Origin of the sequence: Kluyvera sichuanensis, assembly GCF_014218705.1 — a bacterium.
In the GTDB taxonomy this organism is placed as follows: Bacteria; Pseudomonadota; Gammaproteobacteria; order Enterobacterales; family Enterobacteriaceae; genus Kluyvera; species Kluyvera sichuanensis.
Window position 1 is genome coordinate 1 of the sequence record NZ_JABBJF010000010.1, and the last position, 18,868, is coordinate 18,868.

The window sequence follows — 18,868 nt, forward strand, 5'->3', positions numbered from 1 at the left end:
GGCTGGGTGTGTAAGCGTAGCGATACGTTGAGCTAACCAGTACTAATGAACCGTGAGGCTTAACCTTACAACGCCGAAGATGTTTTGGCGAAAGAAAGACATCGATATTCAGCTTGATTACAGATTACATCAGAACGCAAAAGCGGTCTGATAACAGAATTTGCCTGGCGGCTGTAGCGCGGTGGTCCCACCTGACCCCATGCCGAACTCAGAAGTGAAACGCCGTAGCGCCGATGGTAGTGTGGGGTCTCCCCATGCGAGAGTAGGGAACTGCCAGGCATCAATTTAGTGAAAAAGCCCATCCTGACGGATGGGCTTTTTTGCGTCTGCGGAAAGTGAAAGAACGGTGAACATCCCGGGGTCACTGCGTTCGCCCAGGCTACAAATCTTACGCCATCTCCCCAATCGTCTTACGAAAACGCACCAGTGCAATACCAAAGAACGCTCCGCCAATGGCCAGCAGCGTCAGAAACTGCGGCCAGACGATAGCAAAATCGGCACCGCGATAAAGAATAGCCTGCGCCAGGCTCACGAAATGCGTGGTGGGCATGGTAAGCATGATGTCTTGCACCAGCTGCGGCATGCTCTCTCTCGGCGTTGAACCGCCGGACAGCATCTGCAACGGCAGCAGCACAAGGATCATCAATAGACCCAGCTGTGGCATAGATCGGGCGATGGTGCCCATAAAAATGCCGATCGACGTGGTCGCAAACAGGCTCAGCGCGACCCCCAACATAAATAGCGGGATTGACCCCTCTATCGGCACCTGCAGGATCCCCTGCACCATCAACATCAGCGACAGCCCCGACACCACCAGAACCACCAGTCCCATCGACCAGATCTTAGCGAGCATAATCTCAAACGGCGTTACCGGCATCACCAGCAGGTGCTCAACCGTACCGTGCTCACGCTCGCGGATCAACGCCGATCCGGTAAGCACGATCGCCAGCATCGTAATGTTGTTGATGATCGCCATCACCGCGCCAAAACGCGCCTGCTCGAGGTTCGGGTTAAAGCGCATCCTCACTGCCAGCTCCACCGGCAACGCACTGTTATCCCGATACCGCGCGACAAAACTGTTCACCTCGCCGGTTACGATATTCTGGATATAGCTGTTGCCGGTAAATGCCTGGCTCATACGGGTGGCATCGACGTTAACCTGCAAATCCGGCTGCCTTCCTGCCAGCACATCCCGTTGAAAATTAGGTGGAATATTGATGGCGAAGGTATAGCGCCCGGCATCCAGCCCTGCGTCCATCTCGTCGGCGGTAATCAGCTCGGGTTCAAGGAACCACGGCCGATAGAAGCCGTTGATAATCCGCGATGAGAGCTGTGATTTATCCATATCGGCAATAGCAATCGGCGCCAGGTGCAGAGAGCCTGGCATCACCGTTGCCGAAGAGTAGACCGACACGGTGAAGGCAAACACAATCAGCGTCAGCATCGCCTTATCGCCCAGCAGGCTGCGCAGTTCCTTCACGCCAAGGTTATAAATATTGCGTAATCCGCGCATCATCCCTCCTGTTTTTTCAGCAGCCACACGCTTAATCCCAGCACCAGCGGTACGGCAATCAGCAGCGGAATAAACGACGCCCACAGATCACCTAGCCCCAGCGCTTTTGAGAAAGTGCCGCGGGCGATGGTCAGGAAGTGGCTGGTTGGGTAGATCTGGCCAATCCAGCGGCCTGGCCCTTCAAGCGACGCGACCGGATCGATCATCCCGGAGAACTGGGTGGCGGGAATCAGCGTAATGATCGCCGTCCCGAAGATCGCCGCGATCTGGCTCTTCATAAAGGTGGAGATCAACAGCCCCAGCCCGGTGGCGATGGTGACATACAGCAGTGCCGCCAGCGTCAGCGTCAGGAAACTCCCCTTATGCTGCACGCCAAAAACGAATACCGACAGCGCGCAGAGCAGCAGAAAGTTGAACATCCCGAGCACGATGTAAGGCATCTGCTTACCGAGTAAAAACTCGGTGCGGGTGGTGGGCGTTACGTACAGGTTGATGATCGAACCCAGCTCTTTCTCCCGCACCACGCTCAGCGCGCTGAGCATCGCCGGGATCATCATCAGCAGCAGGGGGATCACCGCCGGAACGATTGCCGGCAGGCTTTTCACATCCGGGTTATAGCGATAACGTGTTTCAATAGAAATCAACGAGGTATCCCGGTTGGCGGAAGGCTGCCGCCCAGCCATCTCCTGTAACCACGAAAGGTGCATCGCCTGCACGTAGCCGCGCACCGTTTCCGCGCGGTTTGGCATCGCGCCATCGACCCACACGCCTATCTGCACCGGCGTGCCGCGGGCAATATCACGGCCAAAGTTTGGCGGAATTTCGATGGCGACCGCCAATTCGCCATCGCGCATTCGGCGGTCCAGTTCGTCGTAGCTATGTAACGGCGGCTGCTCGATAAAATAGCGCGAACCGGCAATGTTCTGCGACCAGCCCTGACTGCTGACGGTTTGATCGCGGTCGAGCACCGCAAAGCGCAGATCCTCCACGTCCATGCTGATCCCATAGCCCATGATAAACATCAGGATCACCGTTCCCAGCAGCGCCAGTGTCGATCGCACCGGATCGCGGCGCAGCTCCAGCGCTTCACGGCGGCTATAGCTGAACAGACGGCGCAGGCTAAAGGCCTGACGCGGTGGTTCGCTCTCGGTTTTCACGGGCGCTTCCGCCATCTCTGCAACAGGAATGGGATCGGAGGCCTCCTTCAGGTAAGCAATAAACGCCTCTTCCAGCGTGGCTGCGCCGCGCTTTTCGACCAGCGCCTGTGGGGTATCGCTGGCCAGCACCTTGCCCGCGTGCATCAGCGAAATACGGTCGCAGCGCTCCGCCTCGTTCATAAAGTGGGTGGAGATAAAAATGGTGACCTTATCCTGGCGTGCCAGGTCGACCATCAACTGCCAGAACATATCGCGGGCCACCGGGTCTACGCCGGAGGTCGGTTCGTCGAGGATCAGCATCTCCGGGCGATGGATAACCGCCACCGCCAGCGACAGACGCTGGCGAATACCGAGCGGCAGCGCGGTAGGCAGGGCATTCTCTACCTCGGTGAGCATAAAGCGCCGGCTCATCTCGGCAACCCGTGCAGGAATTTCGTCATCCGGGATATGGAACAGCTTGGCGTGTAGCTCCAGGTTCTGCCGTACGCTCAGCTCGCTGTAGAGCGAGAAAGCCTGCGACATGTAGCCTACCCGGCGGCGGGTCTCGATATCTTTTGGATCGACCGGCTGACCAAACAGCCAGGCTTCCCCTTCGCTGGCAGGCAGCAGCCCGGTCAGCATCTTCATGGTGGTGGACTTACCGCAGCCGTTAGAGCCGAGGAAGCCGAAAATCTCGCCGCGGGCGATACGAAAGTTCACGTGATCCACCGCGACAAAGTTGCCAAAGCGCATAGTCAGCCCGCGCGCTTCAATGGCGATCTCCTCTTCAGAGGTATCGCGCGGCGGGATGATAACCTGCTGGTGCGCGTTGCGCTGCGACTCTGGCAGTAGGGCGATAAACGCCTGCTCCAGCGTCTGGCTATGGGTGTGGTGACGCAGTTCTTCCGCGCTGCCGGTGGCCAGCACCTCCCCGGCGTTCATGGCCACCAGCCAGTCGAAGCGCTCGGCCTCTTCCATATAGGCGGTGGCGACCAGCACGCTCATCTCCGGTTGGCGCTCGCGGATGCTGTCGATAAGCTCCCAGAACTGCGCGCGTGAGAGCGGGTCCACACCGGTGGTGGGTTCATCAAGGATCAGTAACTCTGGATCGTGGATCAGCGCACAGCACAGGCCGAGCTTCTGCTTCATCCCACCGGAGAGTTTCCCCGCCGGGCGGTCGCGGAACGGCGCCAGCCCGGTGCTTTGCAGCAGCTCGTCAATACGGGCTTCACGCTCGCTTTTATCGTGACCAAACAGCCGCGCGAAGAAGTCGACGTTCTCGTAGACCGACAGGGTGTGATAGAGGTTTTTGCCCAGCCCCTGCGGCATCCAGGCGATTTTCGGGCAGACATCGCGGCGGTGCCGGGCATCGCGCATATCGCCGCCGAGCACCATCACGTTACCTTGCTCAATTACCCGCGCGCCGGCAATCAGCGACAGCAGGCTCGATTTCCCCACGCCGTCCGGGCCAATCAGCCCCACCATCCGTCGTGAGGGGAGGGTCAGCGTGATATCGCGCAGCGCGACGGTGGCACCGAAATGCTGGCCGACGTGCTCCAGCCGGGCGACGGCGGGGTGGATATCCTGTTTCATTGCGGAAACCTCACCATCAGCGTGGCAGGCCACGGCTGCTGGTTATCCAGGCGTACATAGGCCATTCCCGGCAGGCCGGTTTTCACATACTCAAGGTGTTCAGCCAACAGTTCCGGCGGAATGCGCGCTTTAACGCGGAACATCAGCTTAAGCCGTTCATCGCTGGTTTCGACAGTTTTCGGCGTGAACTGGGCGACGCTTGCCACAAAGCTGATATTGGCAGGGATCACCAGATCCGGCGCGGCATCCAGAATGATGCGCACCTCGCTGCCGATGGCTAACAGCCCGGCCTGCTCGGTGGGCAGGAAGAAGGTCATGTAGACGTCGGCGAGGTCGACCATATTCAGCACTCGCCCACCGGCAGCCAGCACTTCACCCGGCTCGGCCACGCGGTACTGAATGCGTCCATCGCGCGGGGCTTTCAGTTCGCTATCGTCGATATCGGCCATGATACGGCGTTCGGTTGCCTGAGCAGCTTCGACGCGGGTTTGTGCCTGAATGATGCTGGTGCGGGCGGCTTCTATCGCGGCACGGGCAGCAGAGACCTGCGCACGCGCGGACTCGAGTGCAGCCCTGCCGCTTTCGGCGGCGGCACGGTCATCGTCAAGCTGCTGGGCAGAAACGGCACCGCGCTGCGACAGCGTGCTGGAACGGGCGTGACGTTTGGAAGTGGAGTCCAGCTCTGCCTGGCGCTGTTTAACGATGGCTTCGCTGGCGCGCATTTCACTCTGACGCTGATCCAGCAAGGCTTTAGCGGCGGCAACGGCGCTTTGCGCCTCTTTGATTTGTGCGGCAGCTTCCAGGCGCTGCTCGTTCAGCACCCGGGTGTCCATGCGGGCCAGCACTTCACCCTGGCGGACAAACTGCCCCTCTTTGACGACAATCGATTCGATACGTCCGGCGGTTTTGGTGGCGATATCCACTTCCGTGGCTTCAATTCTGCCGTTACTGCTGGCGAACCCTGCCGGTAGCCCCGGCGGACGAAGCATCCACCACGCCACGGCGGCAATCACCACCGCGATACCGACGATATACCAGGCCCAATGTTGCTTGAATTTGTCCATACGCTACCCGCTCTGTTCCCTGTTGCTGAGTGCGCGCGTTTCGTCTTGAACGAAAGGAAAGGATGCTGTGAAGAGTGCTACTCATGTGGTCATCGTCAGCAATCCTGGCCGTAAATGAAACACGCATAAATATAGCTACTGTCAATGTCATACTAACACCGACATTTGTGATGTCCATGCTGTTAACATGGGTTTGAGAAAGCATTAACACAATTAATCAAAGTGGATGAGGACTCGGCAACGCCTGAGCCCTCATGGCGTTCAGAACAGCACCGGCAGCCCAAGCCCGCGTTTGACCGCATGTAGCGTCTTCTGAGTCACCTCATGCGCCCGTTCGCTGCCCTGACGCAGCAGTTCCAGCAGCATACCTTTATCCTGAATCACGGTTGCACGGCGTTCACGGATAGGGGCCAGCAGTTCCTGTAGGCACGCTTCCAGCACGTTTTTACACTGCCGGTCGCCCAGTCCGCCCTGCTGGTAGTGCGCCTTCATCTCTGCAACCAGCGCTTTATCGGGATGGAATGCATCGAGGTAGGTGAAGACCACGTTGCCGTCGACTTGCCCCGGGTCGGCTACGCGCAGGTGGTTAGGGTCGGTGTACATGGCACTGACAGCCTGGTGAATTTCTGTCTCGCTGGCACTAAGGGTCAGCGTATTGCCCAGCGATTTCGACATCTTCGCACCGCCATCAATGCCTGGCAGACGGCTCACGTCGCTCAGCAACGCTTTGCAGTGGCGCAGCACCGGTTCGGTGGTCAGGCTATTCATCTTGTGCACGATCTCGTTGGTTTGTTCGATCATTGGCAGCTGATCGTCGCCCACCGGTACGAGATCGGCGTGAAAGGCGGTAATGTCGGCGGCCTGGCTAATCGGATAGGCCATAAAGCCGACCGGCAGTGAACGGGAGAAGCCTTTCTGCGCAATCTCGTTTTTCACCGTCGGATTACGCTCCACGCGGGCTACGGTAACGATATTCATATACAGCGCGGTTAACTCCGCCAGCGCGGGCAGGGCGGATTGCAGACAGAGGGTGGTGCGGCTCGGGTCAATGCCCACCGCCAGGTAGTCGGCCATCACTTCCAGAATATTGTGGCTGATTTTTTGCGGGTTGCTGCCGTTGTCGGTCAGACCCTGCAGGTCGGCAATCAGAATAAACTGCTGATGTTCATGCTGTAATTGCACGCGCTGGCGCAGCGAACCGACGTAGTGGCCAAGATGCAGTTGGCCGGTAGGACGGTCGCCGGTCAGGATAGTATGGGTGGTGTTCATCAGTCGTTCCTTATGAGATATAAAGCCGAAAGACGAGACTGAGAAACAACAAAGCCGCCTTTCGGCGGCTTTGAAAAAAGATAACGTAACCCGAGCCGCCTGTTATGAAGGCAGCCACCAACGGTTGGAGCGAGTAACGGTCACGTTTGTGTTCATCTTTTTATCCTGCCACCAAACTGCCTGCGCTGTCTACCCTTTCACCATAAAACGATTTTATTTCTGGAAATGGGTCTCCAGAAATATATAAAAATAGGCGTTTTGTATTATTAGACTTAGTTATTTTGATGGTGTAAAAATAAATAGGAAGAGTAATTAAGGTAACGGTGTAAAACAATTAAAGGAGATTAACAACAATCAGTATGCATATATTATGGTAACTCATCTTTTTTACTGAGTTATTTATTCGATATTTACGCAACAATACCAACGGGTGGGTTTACATACCCCCTGATGTTTCTAGAATACCCCGATGTGATAATACGTTAACTCAACCTAACCTACCTTCAGCATGAAAAAGACATTATTAGTGACTGCACTATTTTGTGGCCTGCTGACTGCAGGCGTTTCGACGATTTGCGTTGTTCATGAAACCTTCCACGATACGACATCGGCCTGTCGTCCGGATTTCTCCCGTAAAGCGCTGCTGCGGGTGAAAGAGGACTATTTACGCGGCCGCTTCCCGCACTGGTATCAGGAAAAAAGTCAGCTCGGTACGATGACCCCCGAACTTCGTTTCGGCGAGGTGACCATTGAAGATGAAGAGTACCATGTCCCTTTCACCGCGCGGGGGCCCATCACCTCGCTGGCGCGCATCGGCCTTGTTAACTGCGTGTCCATGGACGTGGAGTACATCGCCGCCAGGTAGGCCCGTTTTACAATCCATGCGGTATAGCCTCTCCGTTCCTTGATACTTATCATGGTAAGTATTATCGTAGTGGTACGAAACGATCGGAGAGTGTGATGACCGAAGAAGAGCTGTTTGCCCGCCGCCCAATGGGCATGCGCATGGCGATGGTGGTACGTCAATGGCGTTCAATCATCGATCACGCGATTACCGATACCGGCCTGACGCAGTCTAGTTGGACGGTGCTGATGCAGCTTCATCAGCTGGGTGACAACGTTTCGGTCAGTGAGCTTGCGGAGACGCAGGGCATTGAACTGCCGCCGCTGATGCGCACGCTCACGTTACTGGAACAGCAGGGCTACCTGCAGCGCACCGTCTCACCGTACGACAAACGCATCCGCCTGCTGACGCTCACCGACGAAGGTCGGGCCGTGCTCCAGACGCTCAACCAGGTGATTGAAGCCTTCCAGACTCGCGTCGCTAACGGCATTCCCGCCGCCGACATCGCGAAGTTTAGCGACACCCTGAATCAAATAGCCTGCAATCTGCGGAATATCCGCGAAGAAAATAATAAAACCGACTAAACACCATGATGACGCCAGAACAGAAGTTTGCCCGCTGGGTAAGGGTCAGTATTGCCTCTTTCCTGCTGATGTTTCTCTACTTTATCGTTGCCGATATTTGGATCCCGCTGACGCCGGACTCCACGGTGATGCGCGTCGTGACGCCTATCTCTTCGCGCGTCTCCGGCTACGTTTCACAGGTCTACGTGCACAACAACAGCACGGTGAAAAAGGGCGACCTGCTGTATGAACTGGACCCAACCCCGTTTCAGAATAAGGTCGATTCCGCCGCGTTAGCGCTGGCGCAGGCCAGGCTGAGCAATCAACAGCTTGATGCCCAGATTACTGCCGCCGAAGCGAACCTCAAGACCGCGCAGCTCACGGCCCGCAACGACCGCGTGACCTACGATCGCTACCAGAGCCTGAGCCGGATGCAGAACGTCTCGCAGTCAGATCTCGACAAAGTTCGCACCACCTGGCAGACCAGCGAGCAGTCGGTCAGCGCGCTGCACGCCTCCATCCACAACCTGCAAATTCAGCGCGGCGAGCGTGACGACAGCCACAACGTCACGCTCCAGCAGTATCAGACGGCGCTGCGGGAAGCGCAGCTCAATCTCGATTGGACCAAAATCCGCGCCGAAGCGGACGGCACCGTCAGTAACCTCCAGCTTAGCCCCGGCCTGTATGCCTCGGCGGGCAGCGCGGTGATGGCGGTGGTGAATCAGAAAACCGATATCGTGGCCGACTTCCGCGAAAAGAGCCTGCGTCATACCAAACAGGGGACCGATGCCGCGGTGGTGTTTGATGCGCTACCGGGTCAGGTGTTTGCCGCGAAGGTGACCAGCAGCGATGCGGGGATCCTCGCCGGTCAGGAAGCGGTAAACGGCGAGCTGTCGCAGCCGGAGCAGTCCACCCGCTGGGTGCGTGACGCGCAGCGTATGCGCATTCACGTGGCGCTGAACGAACCACTGGATAAAACCCTGCCAACCGGCGCGCGCGCCACGGTGCAGTTGTATAACAGCGAAGGCGGCTTTGCCCGCTTCTTCTCAGGGCTGCAAATTCACCTGATTAGCTGGTTGCACTATGTCTATTAAAACCCTCGCGCAGGTCTTTACCCCTCACGGCAACATCGTCTACACGGCGAATGATTTCCGTCAGACCTTGCGCATTGCCTTTGCCGGTATGGTGGCGCTGAGTATCTCGACGTTTTACGATACTCACTACGGCGTGTTCTTCGTCGTTTACCCGCTGCTGTTAATGTCTTTAGTACCGGTATTTAACCGCCACGTCGCCAAGCAGTTTATCTTCAGTGCGTCGTTGAACTGCCTCGAAATGGTACTGATCATCGGCTATCTCAGCCAATGGCCGGTTATCATGACGGCGGTAGTGTTTGCGCTGTACGTGGTGCGTTTTCGTTTTATGAGCCAGGGGCCGCTGTTCCTGTTTGGCTCGATGGGCGTGGTCTGCCAGAGCGTGATGCTCAACTTTATGAGCTACCCTTCCGCCAACTGGCACACGCTGCTGTTTTCCAATATTGAGGCCAGCGTGATGGCGGTAGCATTGAGCGCGCTGATGCATTATCTGATCCCGGATGCCGAACCGCGTAAGCCGCCACCGCTGATTGAAAAAGATGCGGCACGGGTGCGCCATGAATCGCTGCTCTCGGGCACGGTGGCGACGATTATCTTTATCGTCTTCCAGGTGAGTGACCTGAGCGATTCGCTGTCGGCGCTGATGGCGGGGATCCTGATCCTCTTCCCGATGCACTATCGCGGCGCGGTGATCAGCTCCATCTGGCGCGTGGCGGGTGTGGTGCTGGCCTGCCTGTACATTCTGGTGATACAGCTGATCCTCTACGATCACAGCAGCCATATGTTGTTGATGATGCCGCTTATTGGCTTAGGGCTGGCGTTCAGCGCACGGCTGCACGTGATGGAGAAAGTGGGGGCGGGCGTCGGTTTTGCCAGTATCACCACCATCGGCATTATGTTTGGTCAGAACCTGCAGCCGGACGGCGATCTGGTGTTCAGCGACTTGTATCGCGCCACCTCGGTGACCATTTCGCTGCTGGCGACCCTGACAATGGTATTTATCCTGCATCGCCTGCTCAACTGTTTCGCCCCAACGCGCTTTATTGTGAAGTAGCGCACTTCAGGACGCTGATTCTTCTCCCCCATTTGTGCTAACAATAGCCGCTCGCCGCGGTGGCGTGAGGGAGAAGACGATGTGGAAAACGCGTGCGCTGGAACTGAATAATCAAGAGTTCTGGAACTGGGAGAAAGCCTGCGAGCTGGTGCAGTGGGCCGCTCGCCATGATTTTAATACCGTGATTGTCGGCCAGGTCGACCTGTTCGACAAGCTGGTCTCGCCGAAGGGCTACACGCCGCATCAGTACAACGATCGTCTCTCCAGCCAGCAGCGCGCCCGCTGCGTCTACCTCAACCGTCTTGCCGGTTATTGCCACAAACAGGGGCTGCGTTTTTACCTCCAGGCCAAAGAGCTCAGTTTCCCCGCCGACCTGCTGGCGGCGCATCCGCAGCTGATTGATAAAGACGGCAGCATCCGCTTTGATGTGGAATTCTGGTGTCAGTATCTGGCGGATAAACTCACGCTGCTGTGCCAGCAAATCCCCGCCATGAGCGGGCTGCTGGTGGCGCTCTCCAATACCGACGGCCTGCTGCCGGTCTCTCGCCCCAACTGGGAGTTGACCGGGCAGGACGACCCCTCGCCGCACATCGACCCGCGCAGCCTGTCGCGCTATACCCAGTGTTTTAGCGCCATGGCGCGGGCGATGATGCGTGAGAACAAACATCTGGTGCTGCGCGCCTTCCCGGCGGGCAACCACGACATCGCCAACGTGATGGAGGCGATTCGCACCCTGCCGGAATGCGTGTCGGTGTCGATAAAACTCACGCCGGAGCGTTTCTGGCCGACGTTCCCCAATAACCCGGCGCTGCTCGACGTGGAAAATCGTGACGTCTGGGTGGAGCTGGATCTGGTGGGCGAAGAGGTGGGCTGGGGCGTGTTTCCGTTCCCGCGCATCGACGAGCTACAGGGGCGCTTGCTGTGGTGCCGGGGCAATACCAGCATTAACGGCGCGGTGTGCAAAACCAGCTGGGAAGGGGTTGATAACCACTGGGTGATCGGCACGCTGAGCGAGTGCAACCTGGTGGCCTGTAGCCAGATCCTCTCGCGGGAAAATGAACATCTGACCCGCGCGGCACTGCTGACCCACTGGCTGGATGAATGCTACGGCTGGCGGCCCGATGAGGCGACGTTTGAGGAATTTCAGTCGCTGATGGCGCAGGCCGGGCAGGTGCTGTATCAGGCTATCTACGTGCGCGATCACGTCTTCCATCGCCACAGCCAGGTACCGGCAAGCTACGGCCAGGCGGTCTGGAGCCTGTACGGCCAGCTCAACCGCAACCATTGGCTGCCGGGCTCTGAGCGCGATATCTTCTTCAGCGCCAGCGACGTTGAGACCTCCGGGCGCAACCTGTCGCTGATTGCCGAAGAGAAAGACGGTGCCTGGCAGGCGGCGGTGACGCTGCGCGAACAGGCGCTGGCCTTTGCCGACCGCGCGGCGTTCCCGTATTCACTGCAAAAACGCTGGCAGGAGGAGTGGCAGGGCTTCGACCTCTACTGCCTGCTGTTCCGCCACGCCCAGAAAGCCTTTTTCACCCTCCACTTTGCGCGGCTGGTGGAAAACAGCTGGAGCATGCGCGAGATTTGCCAGGTCAATATCCAGGAGCTGTACCGCTGCGCGGCGGAAATGGATAGCTTCTGCGCCCAGCACACCGACGCGTCGCCGGGGCTGCACGTGATGTTCGACCCGACCCGCGTGCGCATGCTGGCCGACAGCCTGAGCCACGAGCTGACGCAGCTGAAAGGGTAAAGTGTGATGACGATCACCATGCTTTCAACCGCCGCGACCGGGAAACGTGAAATTCCCCGTTTCATTGCAGGTGACTGACTCTCCTCATGTGATATTCATCACGTTTTATCCCCGCGCCCGGTCAGGATTGTGAATGACCGGGCAGTTCCGCAAAACCCCGCCCTTATCCGCGTAGCCTGCGGCATACCGTTTCCAGAGAATAACGAGCAATTACTTAGCGGTTATTGAGGAAAGCATAATGAGGCTGGTTGCGGGCGAAGCGCTGACGCGTTTTACGGTGTCACTGCCGCACAATGAGCGGTTTGCGGAGTTTTTCACGGGCGAAGCGGTCGATGCGCCGATGGACTATCGGTTCGCCAACGGCAAAGGCCCGGCGGAGGAGTCATTTTGTCGACGTATTTTCCGCCGTGATTTTGCGCAGCGCGCCGTGTCGCCAGAGAAGGTGTTACCGGCAAGCGAGGTCACCTGGACCGGGCACAGCGATACCGTGACCTTTTCGGGCGTGCAGCCCGTCGCCACCCACAGCCAGCGCTGGCTGCGCGTCACCCTGCATGCGCCGCAAACCGGTCACTATCCTTTCGACATTGCCACCTGCGGCGGCGTGCGTATCTGGAGCGGCGACGAGCAGGCCGTCTGCTTCACGCCGTTTACCCGCAATACGCTGCAAACGCAGGCCGTGGATATCCCTCTGCAGCAGGGGGAGAACGCGCTGCTTATCCACCTCGACGAGCTGTTTGAACGCGACACCATTTTTGCCTTCCGCATGATCTATCTTGGCGAGCGTCCGCTTGAGGCAGGGCTGCCGACGGTGGATACAGCGTATGTGGAAGCGCTGGAGCAGTTTATGGACGCGCTGCCCGCCACCATCACCGTACGCGACCAGCGTCTGACGCTGACCTGCCCGGCCAATATGACCCTGACGCTGCGCGGTGCGGTGCACAGCCTCGGCAACGACTGCATTCCAACGATCCCGCTGGATTTCGGCCTGGTCGCCACCGGTAACGGCGAGCTCACGCTCCCGCTTCCAGCCTCTATCGGCATGGGCCACTACCGTCTGACGCTGACCGCCTCGCTGGGGGATGTCACCATGAGCCGCGCGCTTAGCGTCACCGTGCTGCCCCAGGAGGCGCTGCCCGGTGGTGAAGGTGTGCTGGAGACCCGCAAACGCGTGGCCCTGAGCTACATCGCCGAACACGGTGTGCCGCGCACCGGGCGTTTGCTCGCCATGCTGCATGTGGGCGATACCGGCTCGCTGGCGCAGAACCTGCTGATTCGCACCCTGCAACGTATCAGCGCCCGTCAGGACTGTTCGGATTTCTCGATGGTGCCGCTGCTGTGGATCTGGCATGACTTCCACGGCGAACACTTCCCGGCGGTGCTGTGGAAGCGCGTACGCTCCGCCATTGTCGGCTATCGCTACTGGTACGACGAACTGGGCAACGACGTGATGTGGTACTGGAGCGAAAACCATGCGCTCTGCTTCCACACCGCGCAGTACCTCGCCGGGCAGCTTTTCCCGGAGGAACGTTTTATTGCCTCTGGCCGCACGGGCCGCGAGCAGCAGGCGGTGGCCGCCCAGCGCCTGAACGCCTGGTTTGATGCCGTCGAGCAGCAGGGCTTTGTCGAGTGGAACTCTGCGCCGTACTACCCGGTAGACTACATCGGCCTGTTCGCGCTCTATCAACTGGCCGACGATGCCGCGCTGCGCCAGCGCGCTCAGCGTTTAATCGACCGCCTGATGCAGACCAGCGCGCTGCATTACCAGTCCGGCATTGCTGCGGGCACCATGGGCCGGGTGTATGAAAAAGAGCTGCTGGCAGGCCAGATGACCGAGCTTTCCGCTTTTGGTCACGTGGCCTGGGGCGGCGGGCACGTCAACCGCAAGTGCGCCTCGCTGCCGTTTTTCTGCCTGAGCGACTACGTGCCGCCAATGGAGTCGGCACGCTATGCGCGCTTAACCCACGGCATGCTCAGCGCCCACTACCAGTGCGGCGGCGGCAACATTGTGGCGTGGAAGCAGCCAGCAGTCAGTCTCTCCAGTTGCGTGGATCACCACAGCGGCGAGCGCGGGCATCAGCAGCACCTGGTGGATGTGCAGTTTGCCGAACGTCCCGAGGCGCGGCTGTGGGTAAACCATCCGGGCGACGTGGCGCCGGGCAGCGGAGCGCGTCCCTCTTTCTGGGCGGGCAACGGCGTACTGCCGTGCGTGATGCAGGTGGAGAATCAGACCATGCTGCTGTGGCAACTGGACGAGCGTGATGCGCTGGGCTGGACGCATCTGCATCTTCACGCCGAAGCTTTTGAGGAAGTGCTTCCGCTGGCGCAGGGCTTTGCCGTGCGGGCGGGTAACGCCTTTGCCGCCGTACTGTGCTCGCAGCCGCTCACCGTCAACGGTGATGAAGTATGCGCCGAAGGCCGCCGCGTGGCGTGGTGGCTGGAGGTGGGTGAGGGTGATTTTAATGCCTTCTGCCAGCGCGTTCAGGCGCTGCGCATTGAACATCAAGGCGACATCGCGCGGGTGATAGATAGCCAGCACACGCAGATGCAGCTCGACGGGCAGGGTAACTGCCAGCACCACGGCAAGGCCGCCGCGTTCCCGACGCTGGTGGGCAATGAAATTCAGGTCACGCTGTCAGGAGACGCGCAATGAACAACGCAGCATTAAACGGCCTGCTGGAGCAGGTGGTTCAGGGTTTCTGCCGCCTGAAAAATATGGGTGAAGTAGGTACCCGCGGCGGCGAAGGCTTTGCCATCCACTTCGAAGAGTGGGAATGGGAAGTCGGCGTCGGCCTGTACGGCTTCTGGCAGTATGCGCGCCAGCAAAATGATGCCCGCCTCCAGCAGTCGATCCTCACCTGGTATGAAGATCAGCTGACGAAAGGGCTGCCGGAAATTCAGATCAACACCACTGCGCCGATGATCACGCTCGCGCTGGTGGCCGGGCACACCGGGCGTCAGGATCTGCTGAAGGTGGTGAACGACTGGGCCGATGCGCTGTTGCGTACTCTGCCGAAAACCGAAGAGGGCGGCTTCCAGCACGTGGTGAAAGAACAGCCGAACACCGGGCATCTGTGGGACGACACGTTGTTTATGACCTGCTTGTTTCTCGGCACGGCGGGCGTGGTGCTCAAGCGCAAAGACCTGATCGACGAAACTGCGTACCAGTTCCTGCTGCACACCCGCTACCTGTGCGAACCGGCGAGCGGCCTGTGGTATCACGGCTGGACGTTCGTCGGCAAACACCATTTTTCGGCAGCGTTCTGGGGGCGCGGCAACGCGTGGATCACCGTGGCGATCCCGGAATTTATCGCCCTGCTCGGCGACAGCCTGGATGCCAGCGTGAAGCGCTACCTCTCGGTGGTGGTGGCGCGTCAGGTGAACACGCTCTGCGAGCTACAGGCCGACAACGGCATGTGGCACACGCTGCTCGACGATCCGTTATCGCCGCAGGAATCTTCCGCTACGGCGGGGATCGCCTACGGCATGCTGCGTGGCGTGCGGATGGGGATCCTCGACGAGAAGGTGTCCGATAATGCGATGCGCGCTTGGCATGCGCTGCGCGACAGGATCGACGATGGGATCTTACTGGAAGCATCGAAAGGGACGATGGTCGGGCCGGATCTGCAATATTACTGCGATATCGCCATGGCTCCGGTGCCGTATGCGCAGGCGCTGATGATGCTGTTATTACTGGAGTTACAGCAGGAGAAATGGTGCTGCTAATTGCCTGGCACAATGTATCCCCTCTCCCCTGCGGGGAGAGGGCTAGGGTGAGGGGGCTGGTTGGATGCCTAAATTCTGTCAGCTACCGTGAATTAACCCCCTTCCTTAAAAAGTCCTGTAGGCCGGGTAAGGCGTAGCCGCCACCCGGCAAAACACCAAACTACCCCGGGAACGTATGCAACAACACAAACCCTTCGCCGCAGCGATAAATACTCTCCGTTGCGCCGGGCATCACCCAGCGTAACTCGCTGCCTTCCTCGCAATGCAGATAAATACACAGCCCGCAGCCGCCGCGAAGCTGGCGCGGAATATCCGCCACCCGGAAGGATATCTCTTCGGCCTGGAGCGCTTTGCGGGTTTGCACCACGCCCAGCGTCGAGTGGAACAAAAACAGATACTCCGTCATTTTCTCATCCGTTGCCCAATCATCGCCGCGCCAATCGCCCCGGCAAACTGCGCGTCGGGATGCGTGTGCACCGGCATGTTCACGTGCTCTGAAAGCCTCCGCCCAAACGCCGCGCAGTGGCTAACGCCGCCGGTAAACAGCAGCGGCCCTTGCGCCGACAGTCGGCTAATAAAGTTGGCGCTACGTCGCGCCATCGCGTTAACCACCCCCGCCAGAATCGCCTCCGGCGGTACGCCCGCGGAGCGCAGGCTAATCACTTCGGATTCGGCAAACACCGTGCACATACTGGTAATGGCGTGCGGCTCAACCCCTTCCGTCAGCGCATCCAACTGCTCGACGCTGGCCCCCAACGTGCGGGAAATTACCTCCAGAAAGCGCCCGGTACCCGCCGCGCATTTGTCGTTCATCAGGAAATCGGTGAGGTTGCCGTCCTCATCCAACTGGATCACCTTGCTGTCCTGACCGCCGATATCAATCACCGTACGGGTTTCCGGCAGCAGCAGCCGCGCGCCGCGCCCGTGACAGGAGATTTCCGTCACCTGCTTGTCGGCAAAATCAACCAACTGGCGGCCGTAACCGGTAAGCGTCAAAAATGGCCGCACTTCGAGCCCGGCGCGCAGCGTCTCCCACGCCTCAACGATGGCGTCAGCGGGGCGAAACGGCGTAGGGGTGAGGAAACGACGGCGAATCACGCCGTCTTCCAGCAGGATGCCTTTGGTGGCGGTCGACCCTGAATCAATGCCTATTGATAACGTCACGCGCGCTCCTACAGCATTTCAATAAAGGCCGCTACGCGGGTGCTGAGCTGGCCGATATCGGCGGTGGAGTAATCGGTCTCAATGGCGATATAGGGAATATTATGTTGCTGGCGCACGTGGCGTTTAATCGCCATCGATTCAACGGCATAGGTATGGCAGGCTTGCAAAATCACGTCCACCACGCCGTCGGCCTGATACTCGTCGACCATCTGGCTGAGCAACGTTAAGCGCTGGTCGTTCGGCGAGATGCACGAGCAGCCGATGGCGAGGTACTTGTCGGTGAGCGCGTCGTACACGTCGCCGTCCTCGTCGACGCAGCGCTCGGTCGCCTTCGCGCCGGTGCAGTTTTCATAGCCCACTACCCAGCCGCCGTTGTCCTCAATGGCTTTGACCACTTTCTCCGCCGCACCGCCGATCGGGCAGCCGGTGATCAGAATGCGCGGGCGCGCGTCCAGCCGCTTGCCGCTTTCCCACTCCTGACGCACGCGCTCGGCCATGCCGTTCAGCTCATTAATCAGCGCCTCTTTATCGAAGCGGAAGGTTGCGCCATACACCACTTTCAGAATGTCGCTGCCGCTTAATGCCGGTGGATTGAGCTGCCCGACGCGGTAGAAGTTGGCCAGCGCCCGGCGCTCGCGGTTCTTGAGGGCGATCGCCTCGCGCAGCGATGCTTCGGAAATTTGCGTGCCAAAACGAGCTTCAACCGCCTGCTGAAGACGCAGGATTTCCGCCTTCCACAGCGCGCGGGAAGCCGCGTCGGCGGCGCTGTTCGGCAACTGCATGACGTGCACTGGCTTAAACTCGGCCATGTACTCGTACATCTTCTTTTTGCCGTCGCAGGTGGTTTCACCGACCACCAGATCGGAGAAATAAAAGTAGGGGCATTTGTCAGTTTTGCCAAAGCCGTAGCTGCTTTTAATTAGCGGGCACAGATTGCGTGGGAGGTCTTTCTCCGCTTCTTCGATGGTTTCATCCGACGTAGAGCAGAGCGACACAACGACCGCGCCCGCCGCCATCGGGATCTCCTGCGGCATAAAGGTGCAGTAGGTGCCGACCAGCGGCGTGCCTTGCTCTTTGAGATCCATGACGGTAAGAAAGCCTTTCTGCCGGGCTTCGGAGAACTGATCGAAAATGGCGGGTAGATCGGTGATAAGCGACATGATTTTCCTTCCCCGTAACACGGGAGACGATAAAATAAGTCGCCATTATACCCCTATTTAAAATAGGGTTTTGTTGATCATACCCCCAGCTCTCGGCTGTAGACCCGCGAAGATTCTCCCCAAGGATGGTAGCCTAACCCGTTAAATATGAACCCTGATTTCTCGTAAAACCCGTCGATGTCGGTGCACAGATGCAGCTGGCTAAACCCCAGCGTGTGGGCGTGCCGCGCGATATGCTCAATCAACCGCCGCGCCAACCCCTGCTGACGGTATTCCGGCTCAATATAGAGCGCACACAGCCACGGATACAGCTCGCCGCGGCTAATAAAATCGTTGGTAATCAACCCCGCACAGCCGATGATATGTTCGCCATCCTGCAGCCAGTACCACTGCGGCAGCGGGTTTTTCGCCCCCGGCGTGCGGCGCAGCGCGTCGTCGTAAACCATCATCGACGCTTCCGATGCCCACTGTTGCTGGAAATAGGCGATAACCGCCTCCATCTGCTCGGGATGGTCGCGTAAAGAACGAATAACGTACTGTGAACTCATAGAATTTTCTTCAGATCCATCTCTTCCTGAATGCGCTCGCTCCACGCAAAGTGGGTGCGAATCGCTTCATCAATCCCGGCGTTATAAAAGGCTGGCCCCAGTTTCTCGATAATAAAATCGATAAAGAACTCTGCGTCGAACTGCTCCAGCTCGAGGTCGAACTGTTTAGCGCAGTAATCCGTTAGCTGATCGCGCAGCTTCTCGCGCTCGGCGGGGGTGAGGTTGATTTCCGTGCTCATAAAGACTCCTGTGTCATTCCCGGCGGCGCTGCGCTTGGCCGGGCTACAAGTTGGTAGCCCGGGCGAAGCGTTTACGCCGACCCCGGGGCGGCTCGATGCCGAATAATGCAATCCCAAGTGGCAGCTATCAATATCACAAAGTCGACTTTGTGACCCG

General features: G+C 58.7%; 16 protein-coding genes and 1 rRNA gene. 8 read left to right on the forward strand and 9 right to left on the reverse strand.

All coding sequences use genetic code 11. The features are described 5' to 3' along the window. The first annotated feature begins 163 nt into the window (after positions 1-163). Positions 164-279: ribosomal RNA gene (gene rrf / locus HII27_RS12555) — 5S ribosomal RNA — on the forward strand. Between the two features lie 109 nt (positions 280-388). On the opposite strand, the gene HII27_RS12560 is transcribed toward rrf, so the two are convergent. The 4 genes from HII27_RS12560 to trpS all read right to left on the reverse strand — a co-directional run bounded on the left by HII27_RS12560 (position 389) and on the right by trpS (position 6,575). Further along, positions 389-1,513: an ABC transporter permease gene (locus HII27_RS12560; RefSeq protein WP_185668303.1), complete on the reverse strand. Its 1,125-nt coding sequence runs from the start codon at positions 1,511-1,513 to the stop codon at positions 389-391. After that, entirely contained in the window at positions 1,513-4,242 is a 2,730-nt protein-coding gene (gene rbbA, locus HII27_RS12565; protein WP_185668188.1) for a ribosome-associated ATPase/putative transporter RbbA, read from the reverse strand. Before rbbA ends, HII27_RS12560 begins: the two co-directional genes overlap by 1 nt. Continuing rightward, positions 4,239-5,306, reverse strand: coding sequence for an HlyD family secretion protein (locus tag HII27_RS12570; RefSeq protein WP_185668189.1), 1,068 nt, complete (start codon positions 5,304-5,306; stop codon positions 4,239-4,241). Before HII27_RS12570 ends, rbbA begins: the two co-directional genes overlap by 4 nt. Positions 5,307-5,567: 261 nt before the next feature. Further along, complete coding sequence (gene trpS, locus HII27_RS12575; protein ID WP_185668190.1) at positions 5,568-6,575, reverse strand: tryptophan--tRNA ligase; 1,008 nt, start codon at positions 6,573-6,575, stop codon at positions 5,568-5,570. Positions 6,576-7,101: 526 nt separating this feature from the next. Here trpS and HII27_RS12580 point away from each other — a divergent pair. The 7 genes from HII27_RS12580 (at position 7,102) to bglB (ending at position 15,600) form a co-directional block, all read left to right on the forward strand. After that, positions 7,102-7,440: a YebF family protein gene (locus tag HII27_RS12580; protein WP_185668191.1), complete on the forward strand. Its 339-nt coding sequence runs from the start codon at positions 7,102-7,104 to the stop codon at positions 7,438-7,440. Positions 7,441-7,535: 95 nt separating this feature from the next. Then, positions 7,536-8,003 carry a MarR family transcriptional regulator gene (locus HII27_RS12585; RefSeq protein ID WP_185668192.1) on the forward strand — a complete coding sequence of 156 codons (468 nt, stop codon included), beginning with the start codon at positions 7,536-7,538 and terminating at the stop codon, positions 8,001-8,003. 5 nt (positions 8,004-8,008) lie between these two features. Then, positions 8,009-9,076 carry an HlyD family secretion protein gene (locus tag HII27_RS12590; RefSeq protein ID WP_185668193.1) on the forward strand — a complete coding sequence of 356 codons (1,068 nt, stop codon included), beginning with the start codon at positions 8,009-8,011 and terminating at the stop codon, positions 9,074-9,076. Further along, positions 9,066-10,127, forward strand: coding sequence for a DUF2955 domain-containing protein (locus HII27_RS12595; protein ID WP_185668194.1), 1,062 nt, complete (start codon positions 9,066-9,068; stop codon positions 10,125-10,127). Before HII27_RS12590 ends, HII27_RS12595 begins: the two co-directional genes overlap by 11 nt. A gap of 79 nt (positions 10,128-10,206) precedes the next feature. Further along, a complete protein-coding gene (locus tag HII27_RS12600; RefSeq protein ID WP_185668195.1) occupies positions 10,207-11,877 on the forward strand; it encodes a hypothetical protein in 1,671 nt (556 codons plus the stop codon). A 238-nt stretch (positions 11,878-12,115) separates the two neighbouring features. Further along, positions 12,116-14,527 (forward strand): hypothetical protein, encoded by a 2,412-nt coding sequence (locus HII27_RS12605; protein WP_185668196.1) that lies wholly within the window; start codon positions 12,116-12,118, stop codon positions 14,525-14,527. After that, positions 14,524-15,600 carry a beta-galactosidase BglB gene (bglB, locus tag HII27_RS12610; protein ID WP_185668197.1) on the forward strand — a complete coding sequence of 359 codons (1,077 nt, stop codon included), beginning with the start codon at positions 14,524-14,526 and terminating at the stop codon, positions 15,598-15,600. The genes HII27_RS12605 and bglB overlap by 4 nt, the downstream gene beginning before the upstream one ends. 160 nt (positions 15,601-15,760) lie before the next feature. Here bglB and HII27_RS12615 read toward each other — a convergent pair whose 3' ends face one another. From HII27_RS12615 to HII27_RS12635, 5 genes are all read right to left on the reverse strand, one after another. Then, positions 15,761-16,006, reverse strand: a complete 246-nt coding sequence (locus HII27_RS12615; protein ID WP_185668198.1) for a DUF3343 domain-containing protein — start codon at positions 16,004-16,006, stop codon at positions 15,761-15,763. Continuing rightward, positions 16,003-16,764 carry a putative 2-hydroxyacyl-CoA dehydratase activator YjiL gene (gene yjiL, locus HII27_RS12620; protein ID WP_185668199.1) on the reverse strand — a complete coding sequence of 254 codons (762 nt, stop codon included), beginning with the start codon at positions 16,762-16,764 and terminating at the stop codon, positions 16,003-16,005. The genes HII27_RS12615 and yjiL overlap by 4 nt, the downstream gene beginning before the upstream one ends. 8 nt (positions 16,765-16,772) lie before the next feature. Beyond that, positions 16,773-17,924, reverse strand: coding sequence for a double-cubane-cluster-containing anaerobic reductase (locus HII27_RS12625; protein WP_185668200.1), 1,152 nt, complete (start codon positions 17,922-17,924; stop codon positions 16,773-16,775). 77 nt (positions 17,925-18,001) lie between these two features. Next, positions 18,002-18,472 carry a GNAT family N-acetyltransferase gene (locus HII27_RS12630; RefSeq protein WP_185668201.1) on the reverse strand — a complete coding sequence of 157 codons (471 nt, stop codon included), beginning with the start codon at positions 18,470-18,472 and terminating at the stop codon, positions 18,002-18,004. Beyond that, a complete protein-coding gene (locus HII27_RS12635; protein ID WP_185668202.1) occupies positions 18,469-18,711 on the reverse strand; it encodes a DUF2164 domain-containing protein in 243 nt (80 codons plus the stop codon). Before HII27_RS12635 ends, HII27_RS12630 begins: the two co-directional genes overlap by 4 nt. Positions 18,712-18,868 lie beyond the last annotated feature (157 nt).